Annotated in this window: 24 protein-coding genes; 22 read left to right on the top strand and 2 right to left on the bottom strand. The window is 58.9% G+C overall.

Annotation, left to right across the window (positions count from 1 at the left end):
- The first annotated feature begins 6 nt into the window (after positions 1 to 6).
- The 22 genes from rplP (at position 7) to bfr (ending at position 12,844) form a co-directional block, all read left to right on the top strand.
- A complete protein-coding gene (rplP, locus tag G9C89_RS16450) occupies positions 7 to 420 on the top strand; it encodes a 50S ribosomal protein L16 (protein ID WP_042552939.1) in 414 nt (137 codons plus the stop codon).
- Entirely contained in the window at positions 420 to 611 is a 192-nt protein-coding gene (rpmC, locus tag G9C89_RS16455; RefSeq protein WP_002555481.1) for a 50S ribosomal protein L29, read from the top strand. Before rplP ends, rpmC begins: the two co-directional genes overlap by 1 nt.
- Before the next feature lie 2 nt (positions 612 to 613).
- On the top strand, positions 614 to 880 hold the full coding sequence (rpsQ, locus tag G9C89_RS16460; protein ID WP_025167719.1) for a 30S ribosomal protein S17: 267 nt from the start codon (positions 614 to 616) through the stop codon (positions 878 to 880).
- Between the two features lie 22 nt (positions 881 to 902).
- Positions 903 to 1,271 (top strand): 50S ribosomal protein L14, encoded by a 369-nt coding sequence (rplN, locus tag G9C89_RS16465; RefSeq protein ID WP_003289207.1) that lies wholly within the window; start codon positions 903 to 905, stop codon positions 1,269 to 1,271.
- An 11-nt stretch (positions 1,272 to 1,282) separates the two neighbouring features.
- Positions 1,283 to 1,597, top strand: a complete 315-nt coding sequence (rplX, locus tag G9C89_RS16470) for a 50S ribosomal protein L24 (RefSeq protein WP_172149923.1) — start codon at positions 1,283 to 1,285, stop codon at positions 1,595 to 1,597.
- Positions 1,598 to 1,617: 20 nt separating this feature from the next.
- Positions 1,618 to 2,157 carry a 50S ribosomal protein L5 gene (gene rplE / locus G9C89_RS16475; RefSeq protein WP_172149925.1) on the top strand — a complete coding sequence of 180 codons (540 nt, stop codon included), beginning with the start codon at positions 1,618 to 1,620 and terminating at the stop codon, positions 2,155 to 2,157.
- Positions 2,158 to 2,170: 13 nt separating this feature from the next.
- Entirely contained in the window at positions 2,171 to 2,476 is a 306-nt protein-coding gene (gene rpsN, locus G9C89_RS16480; RefSeq protein ID WP_172149936.1) for a 30S ribosomal protein S14, read from the top strand.
- A 206-nt stretch (positions 2,477 to 2,682) separates the two neighbouring features.
- Complete coding sequence (gene rpsH, locus G9C89_RS16485) at positions 2,683 to 3,075, top strand: 30S ribosomal protein S8 (protein WP_069519903.1); 393 nt, start codon at positions 2,683 to 2,685, stop codon at positions 3,073 to 3,075.
- Positions 3,076 to 3,087: 12 nt separating this feature from the next.
- Positions 3,088 to 3,621, top strand: coding sequence for a 50S ribosomal protein L6 (gene rplF / locus G9C89_RS16490; RefSeq protein ID WP_172149939.1), 534 nt, complete (start codon positions 3,088 to 3,090; stop codon positions 3,619 to 3,621).
- A gap of 10 nt (positions 3,622 to 3,631) precedes the next feature.
- Positions 3,632 to 3,982 carry a 50S ribosomal protein L18 gene (rplR, locus tag G9C89_RS16495; RefSeq protein ID WP_003293038.1) on the top strand — a complete coding sequence of 117 codons (351 nt, stop codon included), beginning with the start codon at positions 3,632 to 3,634 and terminating at the stop codon, positions 3,980 to 3,982.
- Positions 3,983 to 3,985: 3 nt separating this feature from the next.
- The gene (rpsE, locus tag G9C89_RS16500; protein ID WP_172149941.1) at positions 3,986 to 4,486 is read left to right on the top strand and encodes a 30S ribosomal protein S5; all 501 of its coding nucleotides are present in this window, start codon (positions 3,986 to 3,988) and stop codon (positions 4,484 to 4,486) included.
- 2 nt (positions 4,487 to 4,488) lie between these two features.
- Complete coding sequence (gene rpmD, locus G9C89_RS16505; RefSeq protein WP_090444984.1) at positions 4,489 to 4,668, top strand: 50S ribosomal protein L30; 180 nt, start codon at positions 4,489 to 4,491, stop codon at positions 4,666 to 4,668.
- Positions 4,669 to 4,671: 3 nt separating this feature from the next.
- Entirely contained in the window at positions 4,672 to 5,106 is a 435-nt protein-coding gene (gene rplO / locus G9C89_RS16510) for a 50S ribosomal protein L15 (protein ID WP_172149943.1), read from the top strand.
- A complete protein-coding gene (gene secY, locus G9C89_RS16515) occupies positions 5,107 to 6,435 on the top strand; it encodes a preprotein translocase subunit SecY (protein WP_090505815.1) in 1,329 nt (442 codons plus the stop codon).
- A gap of 28 nt (positions 6,436 to 6,463) precedes the next feature.
- Positions 6,464 to 6,580, top strand: coding sequence for a 50S ribosomal protein L36 (gene rpmJ / locus G9C89_RS16520; protein WP_002555468.1), 117 nt, complete (start codon positions 6,464 to 6,466; stop codon positions 6,578 to 6,580).
- A gap of 133 nt (positions 6,581 to 6,713) precedes the next feature.
- Positions 6,714 to 7,070: a 30S ribosomal protein S13 gene (rpsM, locus tag G9C89_RS16525; protein WP_079204537.1), complete on the top strand. Its 357-nt coding sequence runs from the start codon at positions 6,714 to 6,716 to the stop codon at positions 7,068 to 7,070.
- Between the two features lie 30 nt (positions 7,071 to 7,100).
- Positions 7,101 to 7,490: a 30S ribosomal protein S11 gene (gene rpsK / locus G9C89_RS16530; protein WP_013789773.1), complete on the top strand. Its 390-nt coding sequence runs from the start codon at positions 7,101 to 7,103 to the stop codon at positions 7,488 to 7,490.
- A gap of 17 nt (positions 7,491 to 7,507) precedes the next feature.
- Positions 7,508 to 8,128: a 30S ribosomal protein S4 gene (gene rpsD, locus G9C89_RS16535; protein ID WP_090505816.1), complete on the top strand. Its 621-nt coding sequence runs from the start codon at positions 7,508 to 7,510 to the stop codon at positions 8,126 to 8,128.
- A 22-nt stretch (positions 8,129 to 8,150) separates the two neighbouring features.
- The gene (locus G9C89_RS16540) at positions 8,151 to 9,152 is read left to right on the top strand and encodes a DNA-directed RNA polymerase subunit alpha (protein WP_079204540.1); all 1,002 of its coding nucleotides are present in this window, start codon (positions 8,151 to 8,153) and stop codon (positions 9,150 to 9,152) included.
- A gap of 42 nt (positions 9,153 to 9,194) precedes the next feature.
- On the top strand, positions 9,195 to 9,581 hold the full coding sequence (rplQ, locus tag G9C89_RS16545) for a 50S ribosomal protein L17 (RefSeq protein ID WP_069519894.1): 387 nt from the start codon (positions 9,195 to 9,197) through the stop codon (positions 9,579 to 9,581).
- A gap of 523 nt (positions 9,582 to 10,104) precedes the next feature.
- Positions 10,105 to 12,255 carry a catalase/peroxidase HPI gene (gene katG / locus G9C89_RS16550; RefSeq protein ID WP_172149945.1) on the top strand — a complete coding sequence of 717 codons (2,151 nt, stop codon included), beginning with the start codon at positions 10,105 to 10,107 and terminating at the stop codon, positions 12,253 to 12,255.
- A gap of 124 nt (positions 12,256 to 12,379) precedes the next feature.
- Positions 12,380 to 12,844 carry a bacterioferritin gene (bfr, locus tag G9C89_RS16555; protein WP_172149947.1) on the top strand — a complete coding sequence of 155 codons (465 nt, stop codon included), beginning with the start codon at positions 12,380 to 12,382 and terminating at the stop codon, positions 12,842 to 12,844.
- A gap of 66 nt (positions 12,845 to 12,910) precedes the next feature.
- Here bfr and G9C89_RS16560 read toward each other — a convergent pair whose 3' ends face one another.
- Together G9C89_RS16560 and uvrA are read right to left on the bottom strand one after the other, a co-directional pair.
- Positions 12,911 to 14,179 carry a M14 family zinc carboxypeptidase gene (locus G9C89_RS16560; protein WP_172149949.1) on the bottom strand — a complete coding sequence of 423 codons (1,269 nt, stop codon included), beginning with the start codon at positions 14,177 to 14,179 and terminating at the stop codon, positions 12,911 to 12,913.
- A gap of 148 nt (positions 14,180 to 14,327) precedes the next feature.
- Positions 14,328 to 17,168 carry an excinuclease ABC subunit UvrA gene (gene uvrA / locus G9C89_RS16565; protein WP_172149951.1) on the bottom strand — a complete coding sequence of 947 codons (2,841 nt, stop codon included), beginning with the start codon at positions 17,166 to 17,168 and terminating at the stop codon, positions 14,328 to 14,330.
- Between the last annotated feature and the right edge of the window lie 86 nt (positions 17,169 to 17,254).

Consider the following 17,254-nt stretch of genomic DNA (forward strand, 5'->3'; position numbering starts at 1 on the left):
CGCCAAATGTTGCAACCAAAGCGTACGAAGTTCCGTAAGCAGATGACCGGCCACAACCGTGGCCTGGCTCAGCGCGGTAGCAAAGTCAGCTTCGGCGAATTCGCGCTGAAGTCTGTTGCCCGCGGTCGTCTCACCGCCCGTCAGATCGAGTCCGCTCGTCGTGCTCTGACTCGTCACGTTAAGCGTGGCGGGAAAATCTGGATTCGCGTGTTCCCTGACAAGCCTGTTACCAAGAAGCCTCTCGAAGTGCGGATGGGTAAAGGGAAGGGTAGCGTCGAGTATTGGGTAGCCCAGATTCAGCCAGGCAAAGTCCTGTATGAAATCGAAGGCGTTTCCGAAGAGTTGGCGCGTGAGGCTTTCGCCCTGGCTGCTGCAAAGCTGCCGCTCGCCACCACTTTTGTTAAGCGGACGGTGATGTGATGAAGGCGAATGAACTTCGTGAAAAATCAGCACAGCAGCTGAACGAGCAACTGCTCGGCCTGCTGCGCGACCAGTTCAATCTGCGTATGCAGAAAGCAACTGGCCAGTTGGGGCAGTCTCACCTGCTCTCGCAAGTTAAGCGCGACATTGCTCGTGTGAAGACTGTGCTCAATCAGCAGGCAGGTAAGTGATCATGGCTGAAGCCGAAAAAACAGTCCGTACGCTGACCGGCCGTGTCGTCAGCGACAAGATGGACAAGACCATCACCGTATTGATCGAGCGTCGCGTTAAGCACCCGATCTACGGTAAATATGTCAAGCGTTCGACCAAGCTGCACGCGCACGACGAAAGCAATCAGTGCCATATCGGCGACAAGGTTTCCATTCGTGAAACCCGTCCCGTAGCCAAGACCAAATCTTGGGCGCTGGTTGAAGTTCTCGAACGCGCAGTGGAAGTCTAAGGACTAGGGGTCGGAGAAATATATGATTCAGACTCAATCCATGCTCGACGTCGCTGACAACAGCGGTGCTCGTCGCGTTATGTGCATCAAGGTGCTGGGTGGCTCGCATCGCCGCTACGCTGGCATCGGCGACATCATCAAGGTGACCGTCAAGGAAGCAATTCCGCGCGGTAAAGTGAAGAAGGGCCAAGTGATGACTGCTGTCGTAGTCCGCACTCGTCACGGCGTTCGTCGCCCTGATGGCTCGATCATTCGCTTCGATGGCAACGCTGCTGTTCTGCTGAACAACAAGCAAGAGCCAATCGGCACCCGTATTTTTGGGCCAGTGACTCGTGAACTTCGCTCTGAGAAGTTCATGAAGATCGTCTCGCTCGCCCCTGAAGTGCTCTAAGGAGATCCGACATGCAAAAGATTCGTCGTGACGACGAGATCATCGTGATCGCCGGTAAAGACAAAGGTAAGCGTGGCAAGGTGCTCAAGGTTCTCGCTGACGACCGTCTGGTCGTTGGCGGGATCAACCTGGTGAAGCGCCATACCAAGCCGAACCCGATGTCGGGCGTTCAGGGCGGTATCATCGAGAAAGAAGCGCCTCTGCACGCTTCCAACGTGGCCATCTTCAACGGTGAAACCAACAAGGCTGACCGCGTTGGTTTCAAAGTTGAAGAAGGTAAAAAAATTCGTGTCTTCAAGTCGACCCAAAAAGCGGTTGATGCTTGAACACTGCTAGGTAGAAGACCATGGCACGACTAAAAGAGATTTATCGGAAAGAAATCGCGCCGAAGCTTAAGGAAGAACTTAAGCTCGCCAACGTGATGGAAGTTCCGCGCATTACCAAGATCACCCTGAACATGGGCTTGGGCGAAGCGATCGGTGACAAGAAAATCATCGAGAACGCTGTAGCCGACCTGGAAAAGATCACCGGTCAGAAAGTCGTAGTGACTCATGCCCGTAAGTCGATTGCAGGTTTCAAGCTGCGTGAAGGCTGGCCGATTGGCGTCAAGGTAACCCTGCGCCGCGATCGCATGTACGAATTCCTGGATCGTCTGCTGTCTATCTCCCTGCCGCGCGTGCGTGACTTTCGCGGCCTGAATGCCAAGTCCTTCGATGGTCGTGGCAACTACAGCATGGGTGTTAAAGAGCAGATCATCTTCCCGGAAATCGACTACGACAAGATCGATGCCCTGCGTGGTCTAGACATTACCCTGACTACCACTGCGCGTACGGATGATGAGGGTCGTGCTTTGCTGCGCGCCTTCAAATTCCCGTTCCGCAACTGATTGGAGTTGGACCATGGCTAAAATGAGCATGAAAAACCGTGAGCTGAAGCGTCAGCAAACGGTAGCCAAGTACGCGAAGAAGCGTGCTGCGCTGAAAGCTACCATCGCCGATCTGAACGCCAGTCCGGAAGCGCGCTGGGAAGCTCAGGTCGCTCTGCAGAAGCAGCCGCGTGATGCCAGTGCTTCGCGCCTGCGCAATCGCTGCCGCATTACCGGTCGTCCGCACGGCGTATATCGCAAGTTCGGTCTGTCGCGTAACAAGCTGCGTGAAGCGGCAATGCGCGGTGACGTGCCAGGTCTGGTCAAGGCCAGCTGGTAAGTCTTCGTCGCACCCTGGGTCTGTCCGGTTGAGATACTTGGCAGATTCAGACAGGCAAAATGAAACAAGCCCCTTTTGGGGCTTGATTCATTTTTGATCAGTCTCTAGAATGTTCGGCTCGCCTGAGCCAGGGCTTTTGATTTGCCCGGCGTTTTGGTGACTCTAGCCGTAAGGCTAATTCTTTTTGTATCAGGAGCGTCTAGCCCATGAGTATGCAGGACCCGTTAGCGGACATGCTAACTCGTATCCGTAATGCCCAGATGGCTGAAAAGTCCGTCGTAAGCATGCCGTCTTCCACGTTGAAGGTGGCTGTAGCCAAAGTTTTGAAAGACGAAGGTTATATTGCGGGTTATCAGATCAGCGGTGAAGTTAAGCCGCAGCTGTCCATCGAGCTGAAATACTTCGAAGGCCGTCCGGTTATCGAAGAAGTGAAGCGCGTTAGCCGTCCAGGCCTTCGCCAGTACAAGTCCGTTGATGATTTGCCAAAAGTTCGTGGCGGTCTCGGCGTTTCCATCGTCTCCACCAACAAAGGTGTGATGACGGACCGCGCGGCGCGCGCTGCCGGTGTCGGCGGCGAAGTGCTCTGTACAGTGTTCTAAGGGGGGATAAGCATGTCACGCGTCGCTAAGAACCCCGTCACGTTGCCCGCTGGTGTAGAGATTAGTCTCGCCGGTCAGCAGCTTTCGGTTAAGGGTGCCAAGGGTGCTCTAGAGCTGAACATTCACTCGTCCGTTGAAGTGGTCCAGGAATCCGGTGAGCTGCGTTTTGCTGCTCGCAACGGTGACCAGCAGACCCGCGCAATGGCCGGTACCACTCGTGCATTGGTCAACAACATGGTGATCGGCGTCAGCACTGGCTTCGAGCGCAAGCTGCAGCTGGTAGGCGTTGGTTACAAGGCTCAAGCCAAAGGTCAGATTCTGTCCCTGGCTCTGGGTTTTTCCCACCCGATCGACTACGAGCTGCCGGAAGGCGTTGTTGCTGAAACCCCTAGCCAGACCGAAATCCTGATCAAGGGTGTCGATAAACAACTGGTTGGTCAGGTTGCTGCGGAAATCCGTGATTTCCGTCGTCCTGAACCTTATAAGGGCAAAGGTGTTCGTTACGCTGACGAAGTCGTCCGTCGTAAAGAAGCCAAGAAGAAGTAGGGCCTAGCAAATGACCGACAAAAAAGTTACTCGACTGCGTCGCGCTCGCAAAGCACGTCTGAAAATGCACGAGCTCGAAGCCGTGCGTCTCTGCGTGTACCGCTCTTCGCAGCATATCTATGCCCAGGTCATTTCGGCCGACGGCAGCAAGGTTCTGGCCAGCGCCTCTACCTTGGACAAAGCACTGCGTGATGGCGCCACTGGCAACGTCGACGCGGCCAAGAAAGTTGGCGAGCTGGTTGCCGAGCGTGCGAAAGCCGCTGGTGTGACTCAGGTTGCATTCGACCGTTCTGGCTTCAAGTACCACGGCCGCGTCAAGGCGCTGGCTGATGCTGCTCGTGAAGGCGGGCTGGAGTTCTAAGTTATGGCAAATAACGACCAAAAGCGCGACGAAGGCTATATCGAGAAGCTGGTACAGGTTAACCGCGTAGCCAAAACCGTAAAGGGTGGCCGTATCTTCACTTTCACTGCGTTGACCGTAGTGGGTGATGGTAAGGGTCGCGTCGGTTTCGGCCGTGGCAAGTCCCGTGAAGTGCCGGCTGCCATCCAGAAAGCGATGGAAGCTGCGCGTCGCAACATGATCCAGGTGGACCTGAACGGCACCACTCTGCAGTACGCGATGAAGTCTGCCCATGGCGCCTCCAAGGTGTACATGCAGCCTGCTTCCGACGGTACCGGTATCATCGCCGGCGGCGCCATGCGTGCCGTGTTGGAAGTGGCTGGTGTGCAGAACGTTCTGGCCAAGTGCTACGGCTCGACTAACCCGGTGAACGTGGTGCATGCCACTTTCAAAGGTTTGAAAGCTATGCAGTCGCCTGATTCCGTTGCGGCCAAGCGTGGCAAGAGCGTCGAGGAGATTCTCTAATCATGGCTAATACCGTAAAAGTCACGCTGATCAAGAGCGTGAGCGGCCGTCTGGCTAATCATAAAGCCTGCGTCAAGGGTCTCGGCCTGCGTCGCATCAATCACACCGTTGAAGTTCTGGATACTCCGGAAAATCGCGGCATGATTAACAAGGCTTACTACCTTCTCCGTGTGGAGGGTTAATACATGTACCTGAACGATTTGAGTCCTGCGCCGGGTTCCCGCCGCGAGAAGCACCGTCCGGGCCGTGGTATCGGTAGTGGTTTGGGTAAGACCGGTGGCCGTGGCCACAAGGGTCAATCCTCCCGCTCCGGTGGCACCATTGCTCCGGGTTTCGAAGGCGGCCAGCAGCCTCTGCACCGTCGTTTGCCCAAGTTCGGTTTCGTGTCTTTGAAGGCTATGGATCGCGCAGAAGTGCGTACCTCTGAGCTGAACAAGGTCGAAGGCGGCGTTATTACTCTGCAAGCGCTGAAGGATGCCAACCTGATTAACCAACATGTACGGCGTGTGAAAGTCATGCTGTCCGGTGAGGTTACTCGCGCTGTCACCCTTAAAGGTATCGCTGCCACCAAAGGTGCGCGTGCGGCTATCGAAGCAGCTGGCGGTAAGTTCGAGGAATAAATGGCTAAGCAAGGTGCTCTCTCAGCGCTCAGCAATGGCGGGTTATCCGAGCTCTGGGCTCGTCTGCGTTTTCTGTTCATGGCGATTATCGTCTATCGGATTGGCGCACACATTCCAGTTCCTGGCATAAACCCGGACCGGTTGGCGGACCTGTTTCGACAGAATGAGGGGACCATTCTTAGCTTGTTCAACATGTTTTCCGGTGGTGCGCTGGAGCGCATGAGCATCTTTGCGTTGGGGATCATGCCGTACATTTCGGCATCGATCATCATGCAGCTCATGACCGCTGTCAGCCCGCAACTGGAGCAGTTGAAGAAGGAAGGTGAGGCTGGTCGTCGCAAGATCAGCCAATACACCCGCTACGGCACCCTCGTCCTGGCGTTCGTTCAAGCAATCGGCATGTCCGTGGGTTTGGCGAGTCAGGGCGTAGCGTTTTCGGGCGATTTCGGCTTCCACTTCGTAGCAGTCACCACCTTTGTGGCGGGTGCGATGTTCATGATGTGGTTGGGCGAGCAAATCACCGAGCGTGGTGTTGGCAACGGTATTTCGATGCTGATTTTTGCAGGCATCGTGGCCGGTCTGCCGTCGGCGATCGGGCAGTCTTTCGAGTCTGCTCGCCAGGGCGATATCAATATCTTCGCCCTGATCGCCATCGGTTTGCTGGCAGTAGCGATCATCGGTTTCGTGGTGTTCATTGAGCGTGGGCAGCGTCGCATTGCGGTGCACTATGCCAAGCGTCAGCAGGGCCGCAAGGTTTTTGCTGCGCAGACCAGCCACTTGCCGTTGAAGGTGAACATGGCAGGGGTTATCCCGGCTATCTTCGCCAGCAGCCTTCTGTTGTTCCCGGCCTCGCTGGGTGCCTGGTTTGGTCAGTCCGAAGGTATGGGCTGGCTGCAGGATATTTCACAGGCTATCGCTCCTGGTCAGCCGTTGAACATTTTGCTGTTTAGTGCAGGGATCGTTTTCTTCTGCTTCTTCTATACGGCGCTGATGTTCAATCCGAAAGACGTAGCGGAAAACCTGAAGAAGTCCGGTGCCTTTATTCCGGGTATCCGTCCAGGTGAGCAGTCGGCGCGCTATATCGATGGCGTGTTGACTCGTTTGACCATGTTCGGTGCCCTGTACATGACGGCCGTGTGCCTGCTGCCCCAGTTCCTGGTGGTGGCGGCCAACGTACCGTTCTATCTTGGCGGGACCTCGTTGCTGATCGTGGTAGTGGTTGTGATGGACTTTATGTCGCAAGTACAATCGCACCTCGTTTCGCACCAGTACGAATCCCTGATGAAGAAAGCCAACCTGAAGGGCTACGGCAGCGGCATGATGCGCTGAAGTGTCCATAAGGTTCGAGGAGTTGGTGATGAAAGTTCGTGCATCGGTGAAAAAGCTGTGCCGTAACTGCAAGATTATTCGTCGTGAAGGTGTCGTTCGAGTTATTTGCAGCGCGGAACCGCGTCACAAGCAGCGCCAAGGCTGAGTGTGATTGAAGTGTTACAAGCCCGGCAGCTAGTGCGCTGCCGGGTTGATTATTTGTTTTTACAGCGCTAATATCTCGCGCCTTATTTCTTGGCTTCCGGGGCGTAGGTAGCTGTCAATTGGAGTTCCACTGAATGGCCCGTATTGCAGGCGTAAACATTCCGGATAACAAGCACGCTGTTATCTCGCTGACCTACATCTTTGGTGTCGGTCGCACTACCGCACAGAAAATCTGTGCGGCTGCTGGTGTTAATCCGGCAGTAAAGATCAAAGATCTCTCTGACGAGCAGATCGAGCAGCTGCGTGGCGAAGTAGCCAAGGTGAATACCGAAGGCGACCTGCGTCGTGAAGTGAACATGAAAATCAAGCGCTTGATGGACCTGGGTTGCTATCGCGGCCTGCGTCATCGTCGTGGTCTGCCGGTCCGCGGTCAGCGTACCAAGACCAACGCGCGTACCCGTAAGGGCCCGCGTAAGCCGATCCGCAAGTAATCGCATTCGCGCATCGACAGGAATCTAGTCATGGCAAAACCTGCTGCTCGTACTCGTAAGAAAGTCAAAAAGACAGTGGTTGATGGCATCGCCCACATCCACGCTTCTTTCAACAACACAATCGTGACCATTACTGACCGTCAGGGTAACGCCCTGTCCTGGGCTACCTCGGGTGGTTCGGGTTTCCGCGGCTCGCGTAAAAGCACCCCGTTCGCTGCCCAGGTGGCTGCTGAACGTGCTGGTCAAGCTGCGCTGGAATACGGCCTGAAGAACCTCGACGTCAACGTCAAGGGTCCCGGTCCGGGTCGTGAGTCCGCTGTCCGTGCTTTGAACGGCTGCGGTTACAAGATCGCCAGCATCACCGATGTGACACCCATCCCGCACAACGGATGCCGTCCTTCGAAGAAGCGTCGCGTGTAATCAGGAGACAGTGAGAAATGGCTCGTTACATTGGTCCCAAATGCAAACTGTCTCGTCGTGAAGGCACTGATCTTTTCCTGAAAAGTGGCGTACGCGCCCTGGAATCGAAGTGCAACATCGAAGCAGCCCCAGGTATTCACGGTCAGCGCCGTGGTCGTCAGTCCGACTACGGCACCCAGCTGCGTGAGAAGCAAAAAGTTCGTCGTATCTACGGTGTGCTTGAGCGTCAATTCAGCGGTTATTACAAAGAAGCAGCCGGCAAGAAAGGCGCTACTGGTGAGAACCTGCTGCAACTGCTCGAGTGCCGTCTGGATAACGTGGTTTATCGCATGGGCTATGGTGCTACCCGCGCCGAATCCCGTCAGCTGGTTTCGCACAAAGCGATCAGCGTAAACGGTAAAACTGTAAACGTGCCGTCCTACCAGGTTAAAGCTGGTGACGTCGTTGCAGTTCGCGAGAAGTCGAAGAATCAGCTGCGCATTGTTCAGGCTCTTGAGCTGTGTGCCCAGCGTGGCCGCGTTGAATGGGTAGAAGTAGACATTGAGAAGAAGTCCGGCGTGTTCAAAGCCGTACCGGTTCGCAGTGATCTGTCCGCTGACATCAACGAAAGCCTGATTGTCGAGCTCTACTCCAAGTAAGGGCTAGAAAATAGGTGCATCCATGCAGATTTCGGTAAATGAGTTCCTGACCCCCCGCCATATTGATGTGCAGGTGGTCAGTCCGACCCGCGCCAAGATTACGCTCGAGCCTCTCGAGCGTGGCTTTGGCCACACCTTGGGCAACGCGCTGCGCCGCATCCTGTTGTCCTCAATGCCTGGCTGTGCGGTAGTCGAGGCCGAGATTGACGGTGTACTCCATGAGTACAGCGCCATCGAAGGTATTCAGGAAGATGTCATTGAAATCCTGCTTAACCTGAAAGGCTTGGCTATCAAGTTGCACGGTCGCGACGAAGTGACGCTGACTCTGGCGAAGAAGGGCTCGGGTGTAGTTACCGCTGCCGATATTCAGCTGGATCATGATGTCGAAATCGTCAATGGCGACCACGTGATCGCCAACATGGCTTCCACTGGCGCGCTGAACATGAGGCTCACCGTAGCTCGTGGTCGCGGCTATGAGCCGGCTGACGCTCGTCAGAGCGATGAAGATGAAAGCCGCAGCATTGGTCGCTTGCAGCTGGATGCTTCGTTCAGTCCGGTACGCCGTGTGTCGTACGTGGTAGAGAACGCTCGTGTTGAGCAGCGTACTAACCTGGACAAGTTGGTTATTGACCTGGAGACCAACGGTACTCTGGATCCTGAAGAGGCTATCCGCCGTGCCGCAACCATTCTGCAACAGCAGTTGGCTGCGTTCGTCGACCTCAAGGGTGACAGTGAGCCGGTGGTTATCGAGCAGGAAGACGAGATCGATCCGATCCTGTTGCGTCCGGTTGATGACCTGGAACTGACTGTACGTTCGGCAAACTGCCTCAAGGCAGAGAACATTTATTACATCGGCGACCTGATTCAGCGCACCGAAGTAGAATTGTTGAAAACGCCGAACCTGGGCAAGAAATCCCTGACTGAAATCAAGGATGTTCTGGCTTCACGCGGTCTGTCCCTCGGTATGCGCCTCGACAATTGGCCGCCGGCAAGTCTGAAGAAAGACGATAAGGCGACTGCCTGATCGTCATCATCACCGAACGTCAGTTTGGTAAGGAATTGAACCATGCGTCATCGTAAAAGTGGCCGTCACCTCAGCCGCACCAGCGCACACCGTAAGGCCATGTTCCAGAACATGGCGGTGTCGCTGTTCGAGCATGAGCTGATCAAAACTACTCTGCCGAAAGCCAAAGAGCTGCGTCGCGTTGCTGAGCCGCTGATTACTCTGGCTAAAGAAGACAGCGTTGCCAACCGTCGTCTGGCCTTCGACCGTACCCGTTCGAAAGCCATCGTCGGTAAGTTGTTCAACGACCTGGGCAAGCGTTATGCCACCCGTCAGGGCGGTTATCTGCGTATCCTCAAGTGCGGTTTCCGCACTGGCGACAATGCTCCGATGGCTTATGTTGAGCTGGTTGACCGTCCGGTCGCTGGTGCAGCTGTAGACGCCGAGTAAGTAGTAGGTTGTAGAAAAAACCGGGCCCTGGCCCGGTTTTTTTGTTTCTGGGGTGAAGGGTATTGCGCACGTCATGTTCGATTTTGTGTGCGGTCTCCTGCTCGGGTAAGGCCTGACCATCCCCATCGTCATGCTCCTGGCCTATGCGCTAGAGGCCGATATTCCCTTGATCATCGGTACACTGCTGTCGGCTTCGGCCTTCGGTAGCCGAGCCTGTTTCTACAGCGACTCCACCCCATTGGCTGCGCAGAGACAGGGTGGCAACCGGATCAGCGATGGCTTGACCCGGTTGCCTCTACCCTGATCGGGGCAGGACGGCATTTATCGGTACTATCCTGACCGGCTAAATGAGGCGTAGATAAAAAACGGTCCTGTTGGGCCGTTTTTTGTGCGGATGATGAAAGATAAAAACTATTGAGTTGTTACGCTTCATAAATTGGTTCCCCTGCCAAAGCGGGTCTAGTCTTGTTCCATCGTTGGCTGTAGACGCTGGGCCGACCCGATGAGGAGAGAGGAGAGAACAATGTCGAACCAAGGTAAATGCCCGTTCAATCATGTCGCTGGCGGTGGTACGACCAACAGGGATTGGTGGCCGAAGCAGTTGCGTGTAGATCTGCTGAATCAGCACTCTGAAAAGTCCAACCCGCTGGGCAAGAAGTTCAACTACGCCGAAGAATTCAAGAAGCTCGACTACAAGGCGCTCAAGGCGGACCTGGTCAAGTTGATGACCGACAGCCAGGACTGGTGGCCGGCCGACTTCGGTCACTACGGCCCGCAGATGATCCGTATGGCCTGGCACGCCGCCGGCACCTACCGCACCACCGACGGTCGCGGTGGCGGCGGGCGCGGCCAGCAGCGGTTTGCCCCGCTGAACTCCTGGCCGGATAACGTCAATATCGATAAATCACGCCGCCTGCTCTGGCCGATCAAGCAGAAATACGGGCAGAAGATTTCCTGGGCCGATCTGTTGATCCTAGCCGGCAACGTGGCCCTCGAATCCATGGGTTTTCGCACCTTCGGCTTTGCCGCCGGTCGTGAAGACGTGTGGGAACCGGACATGGATGTGAACTGGGGGGCGGAGATGGCCTGGCTGGGCGTTGACCCGCAGCGCGTCATCGGCGACCGCGAACTGAGCGCGCCGTTCGGCGCTACCCACATGGGCCTGATCTATGTGAACCCGGAGGGCCCGAACGCCAGCGGCGACTACCTGGAAGCGGCCAAGGACATCCGTTCCACCTTCAGCCGCATGGCCATGGACGATGAGGAGACCGTTGCGCTGATCGCCGGCGGTCATACCTTTGGCAAGGCCCACGGCGCCGCGCCGGAGTCGCACAAGGGGCCGGAGCCCGAAGCTGCGCCGATCGAGGCGCAGGGCCTGGGTTGGATCAGCAACTTCGGCAGCGGTCACGGCAAGGACACCATCTCCAGTGGCATCGAAGTCACCTGGAGCAAGACCCCGACGCTGTGGAGCAACAACTTCTTCGAGAACCTGTTCAACTACGAGTGGGAGCTGACCCAGTCGCCGGCCGGCGCCAAGCAGTGGGTGGCCAAGGATGCGCCGGAGATCATTCCGGACGCGCATATCCCGGGCAAGTTCCACAAGCCGACCATGCTTACCACCGACCTGACCCTGCGTTTCGATCCGGAGTTCGGCAAGATCTCCAAACGCTTCCTCGACGATCCGCAAGCCTTTGCCGAAGCCTTCGCCCGCGCCTGGTTCAAGCTGATCCATCGCGACATGGGGCCGAAGGCCCGTTACCTCGGCCCGGAAGTGCCGAAAGAGGATCTGATCTGGCAGGACCCGCTGCCGGCGCCGACACGTAACCCGAGCGCGGCCGATATCGCCGACCTCAAGGCCAGGATTGCCGCCTGCGGGCTGTCGGTTGGCGATCTGGTCTCCGTGGCCTGGGCTTCGGCCTCGACCTTCCGCGGCGGCGACAAGCGCGGCGGTGCCAACGGTGCGCGTCTGGCCCTGGCTCCGCAGAAGGACTGGGAGGTCAATCAGCGCGCCATCAAGGCCCTGGCCAAGCTGATCGAGATCCAGAAAGCGTCTGGTAAGGCCTCGCTGGCCGACGTCATAGTGCTGGCCGGCAATGTCGGCGTGGAGCAGGCCGCCAAGGCCGCCGGGGTGAGTGTGGATGTGCCCTTCGCGCCGGGGCGGGTGGATGCCCGCCAGGATCAGACCGATGTCGAGGCCTTCGCCCTGCTGGAGCCCGTCGCCGACGGCTTCCGCAACTACCGCAAGGGCAAGCTCGGCGTACCGACCGAGGCCATGCTGGTCGACAAGGCTCAGTTGCTGACCCTGAGCGCGCCGGAGCTGACCGCGCTGGTCGGCGGCCTGCGCGTGCTGGGGGCCAACCATGACGGCAGCCAGCATGGCGTGTTCACCGACAAGGTCGGCGTGCTGAGCAATGACTTCTTCGTCAACCTGCTGGACATGGGCACCGAGTGGACGGCGATGGATGCCGAGGCGGAAACCTTCGAGGGCAAGGATCATAAGAGCGGTACGGTGAAATACACCGGCACCCGCAACGATCTGGTCTTCGGTTCCAACTCGGTGCTGCGTGCTTATGCCGAGGTCTACGCAAGTACCGACGGCAAGGAAAAGCTGGTCAAGGACTTCGTCGCCGCCTGGACCAAGGTGATGAACCTGGACCGCTTCGACCTCGCCTGACCGGCTGCGATCAAGCAAGCGTGCGGCGCCTCCCTGGTGGAGGCGTCGTGCTTTTCGCTTGACCCGCAGGGGCGGGATGCGGAGCATGCGGGTTATTCCAGCGGATGTTGCAAGGATTCCAGGTATGCAGGGCCACATCGAAGTCATCGACTATTTGAAAATGCTGCTCAAGGGCGAACTGGCGGCGCGCGATCAGTACTTCGTGCATTCGCGCCTGTACGAGGATTGGGGCTTCAGCAAGCTCTATGAGCGGATCAACCATGAGATGGAAGAAGAAACCCAGCACGCCGACGCGCTACTCAAGCGGATTCTGTTTCTCGAAGGCACGCCGGATATGACCCCGGATTCGTTCACCTTCGGTCAGACGGTGCCGGAGATGCTCAAGCTCGATCTCGCTCTTGAGTATCAAGTGCGCGCCGCCCTGAGCAAGGGTATTGCCCTGTGCGAGAAACATCAGGACTACCAGAGCCGCGATATCCTCGTGCCGCAGTTGAAGGACACCGAGGAAGACCATGCCTATTGGCTGGAGACCCAATTGGGGTTGATCGACAAAATAGGTTTAGAGAATTACCTGCAAGCGCAGATGTAAGTACACGCGCACCGATAGCAACAAAAAAGCCCCGAAACACTCGGGGCTTTTTTCATTGTGCTGCCGCTATTCGTCGTGCGGGTTCGTCAGGGGCTCGTCGACTTCCTGGCCGGGGCGCAGCAGGTGCTCCGCTTCGGCCGGGTCCTGGGTCAGCAGGCTGCCGTCGGCGCTGGCTAGCAGCAGGGCTTCGAGCATTTCCCTGACGTTGTTGCGCAGCATGCCGATGGATTTCTGTCCGCGGCTGTTGAGTCCGGTTATTTCCATCAGGATGCTGCCGCCCAGTGGTCCTTCGGCGCCCTTGGCCAGGCTCTCGCTGGCCAGCAGCGCGTAGGCGTTGCGGGCAATGCCGGGTTCGCCGCCACCACGGCGAATGCTGCCGTCCGGGCGCTGGTAGTAATAGTTGCTGATCTCCATATGGCCGATCTGCATGGAGCGCTTCTTCATCACCAGGGCCATCTGCTTCGACAGGTCGACCGCTTCCTGGGCGACCTCGGGGTGGGTCGGCCAGGCGATGGAGGCGGTCACCTGGCGTCCGGGGCGATTGGCTTCAGGGTCGGCGTCGTCGAGCACGACGGCTGGGTTCTGGTTGTGTACATCGACCATCCACATGGGTTGATAGCGGTCATAGGCGCTGCGCACTGCCAGGGCTTCCGGCACCGGGTTCTGGCCTGGATTGAAATGCGCTTGCTCGGCCAGCCCCGGATTGCACAGCACCTGGGTGCTCTGGCTCCAGTCCGGCCAGTGGTAGCGGTTGATGTCGTAGCTCCATTGGCGCGGACCCTCTTCGGGCGTGTAGGCGGTGACATTGGCGCCCAGGCCCTGGTCGAGTTTGCTCGGGTCCAGGCTGCCATCCGCACGCAGGCAGCTGGCGCTGGTTTGCGGCGCACTGAAATCGAGGTTGCCGCGGGTGACGAGTGCGGTGCCGTCGGGGTTGACGCGGGGAATGAACAGCACTTGCAGGTTGGCCAGTACCTGCTCGGCGAAAGAACCGCCGGCCGCCAGCTTGCGAATCAGGTCGAGGGCGGCTTCGGTGCCGTGGGGTTCGTTGCCGTGTTGCTGGGTGATGATCATCACCGCCGGGTTATCCGGTTTGCCCAGGCGTGCCAGCCAGATCGGTCGGCCTTCGCCGCTGGTGCCGGTCTGTTCGAGGCTGAGCGCACCGCCGGAGCGACGCGCCACGCCGGCGAGTTGCTCATACAACTGGGCATTGCTCATGAAGCCTTCGAGCGAGACATGCTGTTGCTCGTTGAGCCAGGGTCCATTCGGTTGGGCGGCAGTGGCAAGCATGGGGGTAAGACCTGCGCCGAGCAGGAGGGCGGTAAAAGTCAGGCGCATCGGGAACTCTCCTTGTAGAAGACGGGATGTCCCACCAGCACAGCCCGGGGGACTCCAGTTTGACCTGGCCCGGGCGCGGAGGTTGCGTTTGCCGAGAAGTTGCCGGGGTTTCATCGCGCCTCGACGAGACCTCGGCAGGCCATCGGCTTCAGCTGGCGAAGCGGGCGCGTTCCAGCAGCGGCTTGAGGAAGTAGCCGGTGTGCGACTGCGGCATCTCGGCGACTTCTTCGGGTGTGCCGACGGCGATGATCTGGCCGCCCTTGGAACCGCCTTCCGGGCCGAGGTCGACCAGCCAGTCGGCGGTCTTGATCACGTCCAGGTTGTGCTCGATCACCACCACGGTGTTGCCGTGGTCGCGCAGGCGGTGCAGCACGTCGAGCAGTTGCTGGATATCGGCGAAGTGCAGGCCGGTGGTCGGCTCGTCGAGGATATACAGGGTCTTGCCGGTGTCGCGTTTACTCAGCTCGCGGCTCAGCTTGACCCGCTGCGCCTCGCCGCCGGACAGGGTGGTCGCGCTCTGCCCCAGCTTGATATAGGACAGGCCGACATCCATCAGCGTCTGCAGCTTGCGCGCCAGGGCCGGCACGGCATCGAAGAACAGCCGGGCTTCCTCGATGGTCATGTCCAGTACTTCGGTGATGTTCTTGCCCTTGTACTTCACTTCCAGGGTTTCGCGGTTGTAGCGCTTGCTCTTGCACACATCGCAGGGCACGTAGATATCCGGCAGGAAGTGCATCTCCACCTTGATCAGGCCGTCGCCCTGGCAGGCTTCGCAGCGCCCGCCCTTGACGTTGAAGGAGAAGCGGCCCGGCCCGTAGCCGCGCGAGCGCGACTCGGGCACGCCGGCAAACAGCTCGCGGATCGGGGTGAACAGGCCGGTATAGGTCGCCGGATTGGAGCGTGGCGTGCGGCCGATCGGGCTCTGGTCGATATCCACCACCTTGTCCAGGTGCTGCAGGCCATCGATGCTGTCGTGGGCGGCGGCTTCTAGGGTGGTCGCGCCGTTCAGCGCGGTGGCGCTGAGTGGGTAGAGGGTGTTGTTGATCAGGGTCGACTTGCCCGAGCCGGACACCCCGGTGACGCAGGTCAGCAGGCCGATCGGGATATCCAGGTCGACCTTTTGCAGGTTGTTGCCGCGCGCGCCCTTGATCTTCAGCGAGAGCTTCTTGTCCTTGGGCGTGCGCTTGGCCGGTACCTCGATCCTCACCCGACCGGACAGGTACTTGCCGGTCAGCGAGTCCGGGTGGGCCATGACGTCGGCCGCCGTGCCCTGGGCGACGATCTGGCCGCCATGTACGCCGGCGCCGGGGCCGATGTCGACCACGTAGTCGGCCATGCGAATGGCGTCCTCGTCGTGCTCGACCACGATCACCGTGTTGCCGATATCGCGCAGATGCCGCAGGGTGCCGAGCAGGCGTTCGTTGTCGCGCTGGTGCAGGCCGATCGAGGGTTCGTCGAGGATGTACATGACTCCGACCAGACCGGCACCGATCTGGCTGGCCAGGCGGATGCGCTGGGCTTCGCCGCCGGACAGGGTGTCGGCGCTGCGATCCAGGGTCAGGTAATCCAGGCCGACGTTGACCAGAAACTGCAGGCGCTCGCGGATTTCCTTGAGGATCTTTTCGGCAATCTCGCCGCGCCGGCCGGGGAGCGCCAGGCTGCCGAAATACTCGGTGGCGTCGCCAATCGGCAGGCCGGTGACCGCCGGCAGGGTCTTCTCGCCGACCCAGACGTGGCGCGCCTCGCGGCGCAGGCGGGTGCCACGGCAGTCTTGGCAGGCCTGGGTGCTGAGGAACTTGGCCAGCTCCTCGCGCACGCTGGCCGATTCGGTCTCGCGGTAGCGGCGTTCCAGGTTCGGCACTATGCCTTCGAACGGGTGGGCGCGTTTGACGATGTCGCCACGGTCATTCAGGTAGCGGAAGTCGACGTTCTGCGTGCCGCTGCCGAACAGAATGCATTTCTGATGCTCGGCGGTCAGGTCGTCGAAGGGAATTTCCAGGCTGAAACCGTAATGCCCGGCCAGCGAGCCGAGCATCTGGAAGTAATAGACGTTGCGTCTGTCCCAGCCGCGGATCGCGCCCTCGGCCAGGGTCATCTCGCCGTTGATCAGGCGCTTGGTGTCGAAGAACTGCTTCACCCCCAGACCGTCGCAGGTCGGGCAGGCGCCGGCCGGATTATTGAAGGAAAACAGCTTGGGCTCCAGCTCGCTGATCGAGTGACCGCACACCGGGCAGGCGAAGCGCGCGGAGAAGATGATCTCCTCGCCGTCTTCACCTTCCATCGGGGCAACCAGGGCCAGGCCGTCGGCCAGCTTGAGTGCGGTCTCGAACGACTCGGCCAGGCGTTGTTGCAGGTCGCCACGGGCCTTGAAGCGATCCACCACGGCATCGATGCTGTGCTTCTTCTGCTTATCCAGCTTGGGCAGTTCGTCCAGTTCGTAGATCTTGCCGTTGACCCGCACCCGCACGAAACCCTGGGCACGCAGCTCGTCGAAGATCGCCAGGTGTTCGCCCTTGCGCTCGCGGATCACCGGCGCCAGCAGCATCAGCTTGCTGCCTTCCGGCAGGGCCAGCACCTGGTCGACCATCTGGCTGACGGTCTGCGCTTCCAGCGGCAGGTCGTGGTCCGGGCAGCGCGGAATACCGGCGCGGGCGTAGAGCAGGCGCAGGTAGTCGTAGATCTCGGTGATGGTGCCGACGGTGGAGCGCGGGTTGTGCGAGGTGGACTTCTGCTCGATGGAGATCGCCGGCGACAAACCTTCGATGGTGTCGACATCGGGTTTTTCCATCATCGACAGGAACTGCCGGGCATAGGCCGACAGTGACTCGACGTAGCGGCGCTGGCCCTCGGCGTAGAGGGTGTCGAAGGCCAGCGAGGACTTGCCGGAGCCGGACAGGCCGGTAATCACGATCAGCTTGTCGCGCGGTAGGGTCAGGTCGATGTTTTTCAGGTTATGGGTGCGGGCACCCCGGATCACAATCTTGTCCACAAACAGCGGCCTCGCATGGCGGGCGGAAAACCAGTGAGTATACGGCCCTGTGCCGCAGTGCGGCAAAGCGTGACGGCTGTGCCGCG

The organism is Pseudomonas tumuqii, from assembly GCF_013184545.1.
Taxonomy (GTDB): domain Bacteria; phylum Pseudomonadota; class Gammaproteobacteria; order Pseudomonadales; family Pseudomonadaceae; genus Aquipseudomonas; species Aquipseudomonas tumuqii.